At 70.8% G+C, this 13,835-nt stretch carries 11 protein-coding genes; 10 read left to right on the top strand and 1 reads right to left on the bottom strand.

Annotated features, from left to right (window positions below; genetic code table 11):
- The first annotated feature begins 66 nt into the window (after positions 1-66).
- From ACNFOC_RS38810 to ACNFOC_RS38765, 10 genes are all read left to right on the top strand, one after another.
- The gene (locus ACNFOC_RS38810) at positions 67-1,167 is read left to right on the top strand and encodes an ABC transporter substrate-binding protein (RefSeq protein WP_416963716.1); all 1,101 of its coding nucleotides are present in this window, start codon (positions 67-69) and stop codon (positions 1,165-1,167) included.
- Entirely contained in the window at positions 1,160-2,365 is a 1,206-nt protein-coding gene (locus ACNFOC_RS38805) for an ABC transporter ATP-binding protein (RefSeq protein WP_416963715.1), read from the top strand. The genes ACNFOC_RS38810 and ACNFOC_RS38805 overlap by 8 nt, the downstream gene beginning before the upstream one ends.
- Before the next feature lie 2 nt (positions 2,366-2,367).
- Positions 2,368-3,312 (top strand): ABC transporter permease, encoded by a 945-nt coding sequence (locus ACNFOC_RS38800; protein WP_416963714.1) that lies wholly within the window; start codon positions 2,368-2,370, stop codon positions 3,310-3,312.
- Positions 3,309-4,172, top strand: coding sequence for an ABC transporter permease (locus tag ACNFOC_RS38795; RefSeq protein WP_416963713.1), 864 nt, complete (start codon positions 3,309-3,311; stop codon positions 4,170-4,172). Before ACNFOC_RS38800 ends, ACNFOC_RS38795 begins: the two co-directional genes overlap by 4 nt.
- Positions 4,172-5,566 (top strand): aminotransferase class III-fold pyridoxal phosphate-dependent enzyme, encoded by a 1,395-nt coding sequence (locus tag ACNFOC_RS38790; RefSeq protein WP_416963712.1) that lies wholly within the window; start codon positions 4,172-4,174, stop codon positions 5,564-5,566. The genes ACNFOC_RS38795 and ACNFOC_RS38790 overlap by 1 nt, the downstream gene beginning before the upstream one ends.
- A gap of 26 nt (positions 5,567-5,592) precedes the next feature.
- A complete protein-coding gene (locus ACNFOC_RS38785) occupies positions 5,593-6,546 on the top strand; it encodes a succinylglutamate desuccinylase/aspartoacylase family protein (protein WP_416963711.1) in 954 nt (317 codons plus the stop codon).
- The gene (locus tag ACNFOC_RS38780) at positions 6,543-8,015 is read left to right on the top strand and encodes an aldehyde dehydrogenase family protein (protein ID WP_416963710.1); all 1,473 of its coding nucleotides are present in this window, start codon (positions 6,543-6,545) and stop codon (positions 8,013-8,015) included. Before ACNFOC_RS38785 ends, ACNFOC_RS38780 begins: the two co-directional genes overlap by 4 nt.
- Entirely contained in the window at positions 8,012-8,956 is a 945-nt protein-coding gene (locus tag ACNFOC_RS38775) for an aldo/keto reductase (protein ID WP_416963709.1), read from the top strand. The genes ACNFOC_RS38780 and ACNFOC_RS38775 overlap by 4 nt, the downstream gene beginning before the upstream one ends.
- Before the next feature lie 87 nt (positions 8,957-9,043).
- Complete coding sequence (locus tag ACNFOC_RS38770) at positions 9,044-9,709, top strand: haloacid dehalogenase type II (RefSeq protein WP_416963708.1); 666 nt, start codon at positions 9,044-9,046, stop codon at positions 9,707-9,709.
- A 14-nt stretch (positions 9,710-9,723) separates the two neighbouring features.
- Entirely contained in the window at positions 9,724-11,007 is a 1,284-nt protein-coding gene (locus ACNFOC_RS38765; protein ID WP_416963707.1) for an NAD(P)/FAD-dependent oxidoreductase, read from the top strand.
- An 18-nt stretch (positions 11,008-11,025) separates the two neighbouring features.
- Here ACNFOC_RS38765 and ACNFOC_RS38760 read toward each other — a convergent pair.
- On the bottom strand, positions 11,026-13,835 hold a 2,810-nt coding region (locus ACNFOC_RS38760), incomplete at its 5' end, for a SpoIIE family protein phosphatase (RefSeq protein ID WP_416963706.1).

The following is a 13,835-nucleotide window of genomic DNA, read 5'->3' as shown; positions in this document are numbered from 1 at the left end:
CACCCACTCCACCCGCACACCCACACCCCGCCCCGAATCACGTACCGCACCACCAGGAGGCCCCCGGTGAGAGATGCCCGGATAGACCGCAGAGTGTTCCTGCGCGGAGTCGGAGGAGTGGCCGCAGGCATCGCCGCCACCTCGCTAACCGCCTGCGGCACCGGCACCAGCCGCTCCGTCGACAGCGGCGGCAAGAGCTCGAAGACGCTCGTCGTGCGCGACAGCGGCGGCACCTACGGCGACGCCAACCAGAAGGCGGTCTACGAGCCGTTCACCAAGGAGACCGGCATCCAGGTCAAGGTGGTGAACATCGAGTACGCGCAGATGCTCGCCCAGATCAAGCAGGGCCGCCCCCAGTTCGACGTCATCGACGACTCGATGGCCGACTTCGTGCTCTTCAAGCAGCAGGGCGCCACCCAGACACTCGACTACGACCGGCTGAAGAACTTCAAGACCGCCGGCATCGCCAAGTCCCTGGTCACCACCCACGCGGTCGGCAAGAACTACTGGGCCAGCGTGATGGCGTACCGCACGGACGCCTTCGGCGGGAAGAAGCCGACCTCGTGGGCCGACTTCTGGGACACCAAGACGTTCCCCGGCAGCCGTGCGCTACAGGCCGTGGACGCCGACCTGCCCGAGCTGGAGTTCGCCCTCCTCGCCGACGGCGTGGACCCGGACAAGCTGTACCCCCTCGATGTGGACCGCGCCTTCAAGTCCCTCGACGCGATCAAGTCGCACGTCAAGAAGTTCTGGGACACCGGCGCCCTGCCCGGCGTACTCCTCGGCCGCGAGGAGGTCGTCGCCTCCAGCGTGTGGCACGGCCGCCTCGACGCCCTCATCAAGCAGGGCTCCCCGCTCGCCTACCAGTGGAACGGCGCCCGCCGCCAGAGCAACGGCCTCGCCATCCCCAAGGGCACCGACAACCTCGACGCCGCCTACCAGCTCATCGACTTCTCGCTGCGCCCCGAAGTTCAGGCCGCCTACGCCGAGTTGTACCCGATGGCCCCGACCGTGCCCGCCGCCTACAAGAAGCTCTCCACGACCACCGCCGCCAACCTGGCAGGATCCGCCGCCCATTTGGAGTCCGGCTTCGACCTGGACGTCGAGTGGTGGATCAAGAACCAGGACGCCGTCTCCAAGCGCTGGCAGGAGTGGTCGCATGCCTGAACTGGACGTGAAACCCCCGACGATCACCCGTCCACCGGACACCGGCACCGGCACCGGCACCGGCACCGGAAAACCCTTGTCCGTGACGGGACTTCGCAAGACGTACGGTGGTGTCACCGCCGTCGACGAGGTCTCCATGGAGATCGCGGCGGGCGAGTTCGTCACCTTCCTGGGATCCTCCGGCTCCGGCAAGACCACCACCCTGATGATGATCGCCGGGTTCTGCGAACCCGACTCCGGCAGCATCGTCGTGGGCGGCCGTGACGTGACCCGGCTGGCCCCGCAGAAGCGCGGCCTGGGCTTCGTCTTCCAGCAGTACCTGCTCTTCCCGCACATGACCGTCTGGGACAACGTCGCTTTCCCGCTCCAACTGCGCGGCACACCCAAGGCGGAGCTGCGCCGCAGGGTCGGCGAGACCCTGGAGATGGCCGGGTTGGACGGCATGGCCCGCCGCCGCCCGCGCGAGCTGTCCGGCGGCCAGCAACAGCGCGTCGCCCTGTGCCGGGCCCTGGTCTACCGCCCGCCGGTGATCCTCATGGACGAACCGCTCGGCGCCCTCGACAAGAAACTCCGCGACCAGCTCCAGACCGAGATCAAGCGCATCCAGCGCGAACTCGGCCTCACCGTCATCTATGTGACGCACGATCAGGAGGAGGCCCTCGTCCTCTCCGACCGGATCGCGGTCATGCGGGACGGCCGGATCGACCAGTTCGACACCCCGAGGGAACTCTTCGAGGTGCCGCGCACCCCGTTCGTCGCGGACTTCCTCGGCGCCGCCAACTTCCTTGCAGGCAGCGTCGAGGAGCGGACCTCGGAGCACACCCTCGTACGCCTCGACACGGGCGGTCTGCTGAAGGCCCGCCCTCTGGCGGACGGTTCCGGCGAGCGCGTCCGGGGCGCGGTCCAACCGGGCCGGATCACCCTCTGCCCCGCAGGAGACGGCTTCTGCACCGGGACCGTGGAGACGGTCACCTACGTCGGAACCCTGGTGCGCGTCACGGTCCGCCCGACCGGCGGCACGGACACCGACGTCGTACGACTGGAACTGCCGGCCGGACGCGCCCCGGCTCCCGGTGAACGCGTCGGCCTGACCGCCGGGTTCGCCGACGTCAGCGTCTTCCCCGACGCAGAGGGCGTCAGCGTGTTCCCTGACACAGAAGACGCCAGCGTGCACCCCGACGCGGAACACAGGGGATGAGCATGGCCGGATCCGCCCTCGCCACGAAGCCGCAGCCCCAGTCCCAGCCCGCGCCCACCGCGACCCCCGGCCGCATGAGCCGCCTGCGCCACACACTGTCCGAACGCCGCACCCGCTACGGCCTGTTGAACGCCGCACCGGTCGTCGTCTACCTCCTGATCCTCTTCGTCTACCCGATCTTCAGCACCCTCCTCCTCAGCCTCAAGGGCGAGGAAGGCGGCTGGACCCTGCACTGGTACGCCGACGCGTTCCAGGGCGCCGACCTGGAGATCCTGCTCACCACCCTGCGGATCTCCGCCGAGACCTCCCTGCTCAGCCTGGTCATCGGCTTCCTGCTCGCCAACGCGGTGACCCGGCTGAAGCCCCTGTGGGCCGGCCTGGTGATGCTGGTCGTGATCGTCCCGCACTTCATCAGCGCGCTGGTGCGCACCTACGGCTGGATCATCCTGCTCGGCGAACACGGCGTCGTGAACAACGTCCTGACGGACCTTCACTTCCCAGGCGCACCCTTCCAGTTGCTCTACAACGAGACCGGTGTCGTCATCGGCACCACCTCCGTGATGCTCCCGTACACCGTGCTCCTCCTGTACGCCGTGATGCGCGGCACCGACCGCCGGCTGCTCGCCGCGGCGGCCAGCATGGGCGCGGGACGGATCACCATCTTCCGCCGCGTGTATCTCCCACTCGTCGCTCCCGGACTGGTCAACGCCGGAGTGCTGTGCTTCATCCTCTGCCTCGGCTACTACCTCACCCCGGCCCTGATGGGCGGCCCGAAGCAGACCATGGTGGCCTCGCTCATCGACGACCAGGTGATGAAGCAGAACGAGTGGAACGGCGCCTCCGCCCTCGGCATCATCCTGCTCCTGCTCACCTTCGCCGGCCTCCTGCTCCTCCGACTCCTCAAGTCGGCGGGCGAGGCATACCGGAAGCGGGGTACCGCATCATGATCGGCCTCCGTCCCACCCTCGCCGGACGCGTCGGCCTCACCGTCTTCTCCACCCTGATCCTGCTCTTCCTGGCCCTGCCGATCGTCGTCATCGTCGTCACCTCCTTCGGCAACGACGCCTTCGGCTCCTTCCCGCCCCACTCCTGGACCCTCGGCTGGTACAAGCAACTCTTCGCCGACGGCAGCAAGTGGCCAGCGGCCCTCTCCCTGAGCGCCCTGGTCGCCGCCCTGACCACGGTGTTCTCCCTCATCCTCGGCGTGACCGCGGCGACCGCGCTGGTCCGCAGCGAACTGCCCCTGCGCACCGCGGTCTACGGCCTAGTCCTCGCCCCCCTCGTGATCCCCCAAGTCGTCATCGCCCTGGGCCTGTTCCTGCTCTTCGAGCCCGCCTCGATGCTCGGCAGCCCGATCGCCATCGCGCTGGGTCACACCGTGCTGGCCTCACCCATCGCCGTGATGATCCTCATGGCCACCCTGAAGGGCATCGACGAACGGCTGGAGGACGCGGCGGCCAGCATGGGCGCCGGCCGGCTCACCGTCGCCCGGCGCATCACCTTCCCGCTGGCCATGCCCGGACTGGTCGCCGCCGCCGTCTTCTCCTTCATCACCAGCTTCGACGAGTTCTTCGTCTCCCAGTTCCTGTCCTCCGTGGACACCGTGACCCTGCCGGTCCAGGTGTTCAACGTCCTTCAGTACGACGTCGATCCGTCCGTCACGGCCGTCAGCGCGCTGCTCATCGCGGTCGCCGTCGTGGCCCTCGCACTGGTCGGCGTGGTGCGCAGGCTCGGCGGCTCCGGCAGGCAGGACGGCCTGCTGCCGACAGAGACCACCGTGGGCCCATCCGTCGGAATCGAGTCCTGATGACCACCAGTACCACCCGCACCTCGTCAGGCGAGCTGTCGGCCTCCGCGTCCCGGCACCTGCTGCTGAACATGACCCCCAACGGCTCGGTCGGCGCAGACGGCGACAACCTCTTCGTCGTACAGCGCGGCGAGGGCCCCTACGTCGACGACGCAGACGGCAGACGCTACATCGACGGCCTCTCCGGGCTGTACTGCTGCCAGCTCGGCTACTCCTACGCGGCCGAGTTCGCCGAGGCCGCCGACCGGCAGCTCCGCGAACTGTGCTTCAGCCCGCTCTGGTCCGCCTCCGCCCACCCGACGGCCATCGAACTCGCCGAACGGCTGTCCCGGATCGCGCCCGTCGACATCGAGCACACCTTCTTCTCCGGCGGCGGCGCCGAAGCCGTCGAGACCGCCTGGAAGATCGCCCGCAAGTACCACGCCCTGCGTGGCGACACGGGCCGTACCAAGGCGATCGCCCGCCGCGGCGCCTACCACGGCCTGACCGTCGGCACCCTGTCGTTCACCGACGACCCCGGCCTGACGGAGCCCTACGGCCCGCCCGCGATCGAGACGCGGTTCGTGTCCCACACCAACCGCTTCGGTCTACCGGGGGAGTTGGCGGACGACGCGGCCTTCACCGCCCATCTGCTGGGCGAGCTGGAGGCCGCGATCCTCGCCGAGGGTCCGGAGACGATCGCCATGCTGATCGCCGAGCCGGTGCAGAACCGCGGCGGCTGCATCACCCCGCCCGAGGGATACTGGCCCGGCCTCAGGGCACTCGCCGACCGCTACGGCTTCCTGCTCGTCGCCGACGAGGTGATCACCGCGTTCGGCCGCCTCGGCGAGTGGTTCGGCGGCGACCGCTACGGCGCCCGCCCCGACATCGTCACCGTCGCCAAGGGCATCACCGCCGGCTACGCCCCCATGGGCGCCACCCTCGTCGGCACCAAGGTCACCGAGGTCCTCAACCGCCCCGGCGCGGTCCTCAACCACGGCTACACCTTCGGCGGACACCCGCTCAGCGCGGCCATCGCCCTGCGCAGCCTCGACATCATGGAACGCGACCGGATCCTGGACAACGTCCGCGGCCTCCAGGACCACCTCGCCACCCGCATGAACTCCCTCGCGGCCCTGCCCATCGTCGGCGACGTCCGGGGCGCCGGCTTCTTCTACGCCTGCGAACTCGTCGGCGACCTGGACGACGGCGGCTTCAGCGACACCGCCCGCGCCACACTCGTCGCCGACCTCGTCCCGCGCAGGCTGCGCGAGGCCGGCCTCCTGGCCCGCGTCTACAACCGCGCCGCCCCGCTGGTCCAGATCGCGCCCCCGCTGATCAGCGACCGCCACCTCCTCGACCGTATCGCCGACATCATCGCGGACACCCTCGACGAAGCGTCCGCCCGCCTGTGACCCCCGCATCCGAAAGGCAGCAACTCATGTACTCCATCGGTCCGTTGACCGTCGCCCCCGGCGAGCGCGCCCAGGGCCTGATCCCGGTCGGCACCAGCACCTACGGCGTGGAACTCGGCATCCCGCTGATCGTCGTCAACGGCACCGAGCCCGGCCCGGTGCTCTGCGTCGACGCGGGCGTCCACGGCGACGAGTACGACGGTCAGGAAGCCGTCCGCCGCGTCCTCGCCGAGACCGACCCGGCCACTCTGCGCGGCACGCTCGTCGGCATCCCGTGCGTGAACACCCCCGCCTTCGAGGCGGCCGCCCGCAGCAGCGGCCTCGACCACCTCAACCTCAACCGCATCTTCCCCGGCGACGCCGAGGGCTCGTACTCCCTGCGCCTGGCCGCGACCTTCGTCGAGCAGGTCGTCCCGGCCATCGACGCCCTGGTGGACCTGCACACCGGCGGCACCTTCGGCGAGATCGCCCCACTGGTGATCGTCCAGGGCGGCTACGAGGACCTGGCCACCGGCATCGGCCTGGCCGCCGGACACCAACTCGTGTGGAAGGGCGGCAAGTGGGGCGGCACGGTCCGCCACCCCACCCTCGCCGCGGGCAAGCCGGCCATCACCATCGAGGCGGGCGGCGGCACCTACCGCGAGTCGACCGTCGAGCTGCACATGAACTCCGTCCGCAACATCATGCGCCGGCTCGGCATGACCGACGGCGAGCCCGAACTGCGCGACACCTACACGGCGGTCACCGGAACCTTCGCCCGCTCCGCGGCCGGCGGCTTCTTCGTCGGACACGCCGACCCGGGGGAGAGCTGCAAGGAAGGCGACCTGATCGCCCACGTCGTGGACCACTACGGCAACACGCTGGAGGAGGTCCGCGCCCCGCAGGACGGCATCGTGCTCTGGGTGCGCCGGATCCGCACGGTCCACCCCGGCGACGAGGTCGTCATCTTCGGCACGGTGGAGGGGGAGATCCGGCCATGACACCGGAAGCAAGTGGCGAACTGCCCCTTCGCGAGCTGCTGTTGGACGGAAAGCAGGTGCCCGCCGCCGACGGCCGCACCTTCACGGTCCTCGACCCGTCGGACGGAACGGCCCTCGCCCAGGTGGCGTTGGCCGGTGCCGCCGACGTGGACCAGGCGGTGGCCGCGGCCCGCGCCGCCTTCACGGCACCCGAGTGGGCCCGGATGCGCGCCGCCGACCGGGGACGCCTGCTGAACTGTATCGCCCAGGCGATCCGAGCCGAGGCCGAGCAACTGGCCCACCTGGAGAGCCGCGACGTCGGCAAGCCGCTCGGCCAGGCGAAGGCCGATGTCGAGGCCGCCGCCCGCTACTTCGAGTTCTACGCGGGCGTCGCCGACAAGCTCGGCGGCTCCACCATCCCGCTCGGCCCCGGCCTGATCGACTACACCGTCCGCGAACCGATCGGGGTCTCCGGACAGATCATCCCCTTCAACTACCCGCTCCAGAACACCGCGAGAGGCTCGGCCCCGGCACTGGCCGCGGGCTGCACCGTCGTCCTCAAGCCCTCTCCCGAAGCACCCCTCACCCCCCTGGAGATCGGCCGCATCGCCCTCGAATGCGGCCTCCCGCCAGGGGTGTTGAACGTCCTCCCCGGCGACGGCGAGACCGGCGCCGCCCTCGCCGGACACCCGGACATCGACCAGGTCACGTTCACCGGCTCGGTGCCGACCGGCATCAAGGTCGCACAGGCGGCGGCCGCCAACGTGGTGCCTTCCGTGGTGGAGTTGGGCGGCAAGTCACCCGTCGTCGTCTTCGCGGACGCGGACTTCGACCTGGCCCTGGGCGCCGTCGCGGGCTCCGCCTTCGGCAACGCCGGACAGACCTGCTCGGCCGGCACCCGCATCCTGCTGCAACGCGGCGCCGAGGAGTTCCTCGACAAGCTGGTCGCCCACGCCGCCTCGCTGCGCCTCGGCCCCGGCCTGGACGACCCCGACATCGGACCCCTGGTCGCCGCTCGCCAACGCGACCGCGTGCAGGGCTACTTGGAACTGGCCCGGCAGGAGGGCGCCGACGTGCGCACCGGCGGCGGCGCCCCCGCCGACCCCGCGCTCGCCGACGGCTACTACATCGAGCCGACCGTCCTCACCGGCCTGACGAACCAGGCCCGCTGCGCCCGCGAGGAGATCTTCGGCCCCGTCGTCACCGTCATCGACTTCGACGACGCCGAGGAAGCCCTCGCGATCGCCAACGACACGCCGTACGGCCTCAGTTCGTACGTCTGGACCCGCGACCTCGACACGGCCCTGCGCATGGCCGAAGGCATCAGGGCGGGCCAGGTCTACGTCAACGCCAGCGGCGTCGGCACCGGCATCGAGCTGCCCTTCGGCGGCTACAAGCACAGCGGCTGGGGCCGGGAGAAGGGCCTGGAGGCGCTGGCCAGTTACACGCAGACCAAGAACGTCTGCATCGGGTTCGGGAACGGGTCATGAGGTACCGCACGCTCGGCGAGCGCGGGCCGACCGTCTCGGTGGTCGGCCTCGGCGGCAACAACTTCGGCTCCCGGCTCGACGAGGAGGCCACAACAGCCGTCGTCCACGCGGCACTCGACGCCGGGATCACCCTGTTCGACACGGCCGACATGTACGGCGGCTCCGGCGAGCGCGGGGGAGTGCGCGGCGACGGCGAACGGCTTCTCGGCGCCGCCCTCAAGGGCCACCGTGACGACGTCGTCCTCGCCACCAAGTTCGGCATGGAGATGTCCCGCGACGGCGAAGCCGCCCGGTACGGCCCGCGCGGCTCCCGCCCCTACATCCGGTACGCCGTCGAAGCCTCCCTGCGCCGCCTCGGCACCGACCGGATCGACCTGTACCAGTACCACGAGCCCGACGGCGTCACCCCGCTCGCCGATACCCTCGCAGCCCTGCACGAGCTCGTGGACGAGGGCAAGATCCGCCACCTCGGCTGCTCCGACCTCCCCGCCGCACAGCTCACCGACGCCTTCGTCAGCACGCAAGCCCGCTACCACCTCCTCGACCGCGCCGCCGAGACCGACCTGATCCCCGCCTGTCTGCGCACCGGCGTCGGCCTGCTGCCGTACTACCCGCTCGCCAACGGCCTGCTCAGCGGCAAGTACCGGCGCGGCGAACAACCCCCGCCCGGCAGCCGCCTGTCCTGGCGTCAGGGCTGGCTCACCGACGCGGCCCTCAACCGCGTCGAGGCACTCACCGCGTACGGCACCGCACGCGGACTCACCCTGCTCCAGGTGGCCGTCGGCACACTCGCCGCTCTGCCGGCCGTCGGCTCGGTGATCTCCGGTGCGATGACCCCCGAGCAGGTCACCGCCAACGCGGCGGCGGCCGACTGGATCCCCGACGCGACCGACCTCACGGCACTCGACGCGATCGTGCGCCCCGGCGAACAGGTCGTCTGACACCGGGAGTTCGACCCCGAAGCCCACCCTCTGAAGCCCCCCCCGCAGCGTGTCCCCCCCAACTCCCCTGAAACGAGGCTGAACTTCATGCGAGAGATCGTCACCTTCGACGCCTACGGCACCCTGGTCGACTTCGAGCTCGGCCCGACCACCCTCAAGGTCCTGGCCGACCGGCTCGACCTGGACGGCCTGGACGTCGACGAGTTCCTCGACGACTTCCGCGTCATCCGCTTCCAGGCCGTCCTGGAGCCCTACCGCCCGTACCACGAAGTCCTGCACTCCAGCCTGGAGACGGCGATGCGCCTGCACGGCCTGGAGTACCGGGCGTCCGACGGAGACGCCCTCGTCGAGGCCGTGCCGACCTTCGGCCCGTTCCCCGAAGTCCCGGACGCCCTGCGGGCGTTGAAGTCCCGCTACGAGATCGCCATCATCTCCAACACCGACGACGAACTCATCGCACGGAACATCGCCAACATCGGCGTCGAGTTCGACCACGTCATCACCGCCCAGCAGGCGAAGGCGTACAAGCCGGACCGCCAGACCTTCGAGCACGCCTACCGGACCATCGGCGTCGACCCGTCCCAGGTCATCCACACCGCCCAGGGCTGGGAGTACGACCTGATCCCCACCCGCGACCTCGGCCTGAGGCGCCGTGTGTGGATCAACCGCTACGGCCGCCCCGGCAGCACCGCCTACCAGCCGTACGACGAACTGCCCGACCTGTCCGGGCTGCCCGCCCTCCTCGGCTGCTGAACAGGAGCCCCGCCATGAAGCAGATCCCGTACTGGCTGGATACCGCCCCGCCCCTGCCCGACCGCTCGGGCAAGGACCTGCCCGAGTCGGCCGACGTGGTCGTCATCGGCGGCGGCCTGACCGGCCTGTCCACCGCCTACCACGCCGCCGGCAAGGGCGCCCATGTCGTCCTCGTCGAGAAGGACAAGATCGGCTCCGGCGCCTCCGGCCGCAACGGCAGCATGTGCACCCAGGGCATCACCATCGGCGTGGGCGAAGCCCGCAAGCGCTACGGGCAGGAACGCGCCCGCGAGTTGTACGACGCGTTCCGTGAAGCCGTCGACGTGGTCGAGGAGTTGACGCAGAAGGAGCAGATCGACTGCGACTTCAAGCGCTCCGGCCGGCTCGGAGTGGCGTACAAACCACAGCACTTCGAGGCGATGAAGGCCACCCGGCGCGACCTGGCCGAGAACTTCGGCCACGAGACCACGTTGCTGAGCCGCGCCGACCTGCGCACCGAACTCGGCTCGGACTTCTACCACGGCGCCCTGCTCGACCCGCTCAGCGCGGGACTGCACGTCGGCAAGTACGTCCACGGTCTAGCCGAGGCCGCCGAACGCGCCGGGGCGCAGATCCACGAACGCAACGCGGCCACCGGCCTCACCCGCCTGCCGGGCGGCGGCTTCCTGGTGGAGACCCTGCACGGCACCATCCGCGCCCGGCAGGTCATGGCCGCCACCGACGCCTACACCGACAAGGCGATGCCCTGGTTCCGCAAGCGGCTCATCAACGTCGGCAGCTTCGTCGTCGTCACCGAGCCGCTCGGCGAGGAGCGCGCCCGCGAACTCATCCCGAACGCCCGCCTGGTGGTCGACTCCAAGAACATCGGCCACTACGTCCGCCTCACCCCGGACCACCGCCTCGCCTTCGGCGGCCGGGCCCGCTTCGCGCCCTCCAACCCGGCCTCCGACATCAAGAGCGGCGACGTCCTGAAGGCTGAACTGGCCGAGATCTTCCCGCAGTTGGCCGACGTCCGGATCGACTACGTATGGGGTGGCAACGTCGGCTTCTCCTGGGACCGCATGCCGCACGCCGGCGAGGAGAACGGCCTGTACTACTCCATGGGGTACTGCGGCCACGGCGTCCAGATGGCCACCTACATGGGCCGGGCGATCGCCGAGGTCATGGACGGCCACCCGGAGGCCAACCCCCTGCGCGGCCTCGGCTTCCCGAAGGTCCCCGTCCCCTTCTACAACGGCACCGCCTGGTTCCTGCCCTTCGGAGGCGCCTACTACAAGGCCAAGGACCGGCTGCGCTGAGCCCTCACCACGGGTCTGTCAGTCGTCGTCCCCGAACGGCAGCGAGTCGAGATCCCCGATGAAGTCCATCGCGGCCGGGAACATCAACTCCAGGGCGTCGTCGGGCAGTTCCTGCCGAACCTCGGGGGCGCCCAGCGTCTGCTCCGTCCAGATGCACTTGCCCGTCGGCGTATAGCGGGTGCCCCAGCGCTGGGAGAGGGCGGTGATCAGTTGCAGACCGCGACCGCCCTCGTCGGTCTCCGTGGCGCGGCGGATACGGGGCATCGTCAGGCTGCCGTCGAAGACCTCGCAGATCAGCTCGGCGCCGTGCAGCAGACGCAGACTGACGGGGCCCTTGGCGTGGCGTACGACGTTGCCGACCAGCTCGCTGGCCAGGAGTTCCGTGGTCGGGGTCAGGTCCTCCAGGCCCCAGGTGCGCAGCTGTTCCCGGACGTGGCGGCGGGCCTGGCCGGCCGCGCGCGGGTCCTGGGGGAGCGGCCAGGAGGCGATCTTGTCGCTCGTCAGGGCGTGGAGACGGGCGACGAGGAGGGCGGCGTCGTCGGCCGTCGAGTGCTCGGAGGGGAGCAGGCCCGCCGTGAGCGTGTCGCAGAGGTCCTCCAGGTCCGCCTCGGCGCCGGACTCGGTCCGGTGCGCCGAACTCAGGAGGCGGGCCAGGTCCGCCATGCCCTCGTCCATCTCGCGCTTCGACGACTCCACCAGACCGTCGGTGTACAGCACGAGGAGACTGCCCTCCGGCACCTTCAACTCGACCGTCTCGAAAGGCGGTTCCGCCGCGCCGAGGGGCGGGTCGGCCGACAGTTCCGGGAAGTGCACGGTGCCGTCCGGGTGGACCACGGCCGGCGGTGGATGGCCGGCCCCGGCGATGGAACAGATCTGCGTCGTCGAGTCGTAGAGCGCGTACAGACACGTCACGTACGACTCCTCGCCCATCCCCGCGACGAGTTCGTTGAGGTGGCTCATGATCTCGTCGGGCGGCAGCTCGAGGTCGGCGAGGGTGTGCAGCGCGGTCCGCAGGCGGCCCATCGTCGCCGCCTCCGGGAGGCCGTGGCCCATGACGTCGCCCACCACGAGGGCCACCTGGCCGCCGGAGAGCGGGATGATGTCGTACCAGTCGCCGCCCACGTCCATGCCCTGGCCCGCGGGAAGGTAGCGGGCGGCCGCCGTGCACGCCGGCAGCTCGGGCAGGGCCCGGGGGAGCAGGCTCCGCTGGAGTTCGCGGGAACGGGTGTGCTCGGCGTCGTAGAGCCGCGCTCGTTCCAGGGCCTGGGCGACGAGGGCGCTGATCGTGGTCAGCAGGGTGCGTTCCTCGTCGGTGAGGCGGCGGGCCCGGTCGAAGGCGACGACGCAGACCCCGAAGGTGTTGCCGGACGCGGTCAGCGGGAGGAAAGCCCACGCCTCCTTCCCCGCCCGTTCCGGTCGGGCGGCCAGCTCGGGGTAGTGGGTCGCGTACTCATCGGTCGAGGAGAGGAACATCGGCAGGCCGGACGCGATCACGTCCCAGCCCGGCTCGCCGGGCGTCCGGACGCGGCCGTCGACGGTGGCCAGGAAGTCGTCCGGGTAGCCCTCCGCGCCCACGGTGTGCAGCCGGTCGCCCTCGATGGCCTGCACCAGAAGTCCGGTGGCGGCGAACGGCGGCAGCACCCGGCGGGCCACCGCGGCCACCACGTCCTGCGAGGTCGTCGCCTTGGCGAGCGCGGCCGTCAGCTCGCCCATCCGCACCGCGCGCCGGGCCACCGCCAGCTCGGACGCCCGGCGCTCCTCCTCGTGCTGCCGCTTCTCGGTCACGTCGGTGAGGTAGAGGGTGACTCCGTCGGGACCCGGGACCAGCCGCAGGTGGTGGCGGCGGCCGGTGCCCTCCAGCTGGGCGTCGAAGCCTACGGGCGTCTCCTCGGCCGCGGCCTTCCGGCAGCGGTCCTCCAGGCCGGGCACGTTCCGTACCGTGGGCAGCTCCCACAGAAGGCGCCCGAACAGCTCCTCCTCGGACAGACCCAGCGTGCGCTCCGCCTCCAGGTTGGCGAAGGTGATCCGCCACTCCTCGTCCACCGCGAGGAACCCGTCGCTCATGTGACGCAGCGCCCGGCTCAGCGCGTCCCGGGCCGACCGCGCCTCGTTGCTCTCCCAGCCCACGCCGATCATCCGGAGGGGCTCGCCCTGCTCGTCGTAGGTCGCCCGGCCACGGGCCTGCGTCCAGCCGTACGTGCCGTCCAGGCGCCGCACCCGGTACTCGGCCTCGAACACGCCGTGCTCGCGGATCGCCCGGTCCACCGCGTCCAGCGTCGGCGCCAGGTCGTCGGGGTGGACGCACGCCATCCAGTTCTCGACCCTGGCGGTGTAGTCCTCGGGTCTGGTGCCGTAGAGCTCCAGGGCCGCCTCGTCCCAGATCAGCTCGCCGCCCTGGATGTCCCAGTCCCACGAGCCGACGCTGACCTCCTTCAGCGCCTGCCGAAGCCGGTCACGGTGGCCGCTCGCCTCGCTCTGGGAAGGCCCGGAGGGCGGGGGCGCCTGCCTCATCCGCTCCTCGGTCCAGGCGACCAGATCCCGGAGGAAGTCCCACTGCCGGGGGACGGGCTCGCCCTGCTCGCCCATCAGGACCGTGAGCGCGCCGATGCTGCGGTCCCCGCCGGACACCGGTACGGCGGCCAGCCCGGTGCCGGGCCAGGCGAGCTCCTGACCTGCGGCGTCGGGCCGCACCGGCACCCACACACCACGGCCCTGGCGCACGGCCCTGGCCGGGGCCGTCGGGCCCTCCTGGTCGATGATCTCCCACGGGCGGGTGAGGGCGGGCGGCAGACCGGTCGACGACACCAGCCGCAGCGCGGACATCGGAC

This window comes from Streptomyces colwelliae, from assembly GCF_048158785.1.
In the GTDB taxonomy this organism is placed as follows: domain Bacteria; phylum Actinomycetota; class Actinomycetes; order Streptomycetales; family Streptomycetaceae; genus Streptomyces.
This window is presented reverse-complemented; position numbering and strand designations above follow the sequence as displayed.

Coding starts and splice junctions, on each gene's coding strand:
- ACNFOC_RS38785 (WP_416963711.1), top strand. CDS start 5,593: ATGTACTCCATCGGTCCGTTGACCGTCGCCCCCGGCGAGCGCGCCCAG.
- ACNFOC_RS38800 (WP_416963714.1), top strand. CDS start 2,368: ATGGCCGGATCCGCCCTCGCCACGAAGCCGCAGCCCCAGTCCCAGCCC.
- ACNFOC_RS38770 (WP_416963708.1), top strand. CDS start 9,044: ATGCGAGAGATCGTCACCTTCGACGCCTACGGCACCCTGGTCGACTTC.
- ACNFOC_RS38790 (WP_416963712.1), top strand. CDS start 4,172: ATGACCACCAGTACCACCCGCACCTCGTCAGGCGAGCTGTCGGCCTCC.
- ACNFOC_RS38780 (WP_416963710.1), top strand. CDS start 6,543: ATGACACCGGAAGCAAGTGGCGAACTGCCCCTTCGCGAGCTGCTGTTG.
- ACNFOC_RS38775 (WP_416963709.1), top strand. CDS start 8,012: ATGAGGTACCGCACGCTCGGCGAGCGCGGGCCGACCGTCTCGGTGGTC.
- ACNFOC_RS38805 (WP_416963715.1), top strand. CDS start 1,160: ATGCCTGAACTGGACGTGAAACCCCCGACGATCACCCGTCCACCGGAC.
- ACNFOC_RS38765 (WP_416963707.1), top strand. CDS start 9,724: ATGAAGCAGATCCCGTACTGGCTGGATACCGCCCCGCCCCTGCCCGAC.
- ACNFOC_RS38795 (WP_416963713.1), top strand. CDS start 3,309: ATGATCGGCCTCCGTCCCACCCTCGCCGGACGCGTCGGCCTCACCGTC.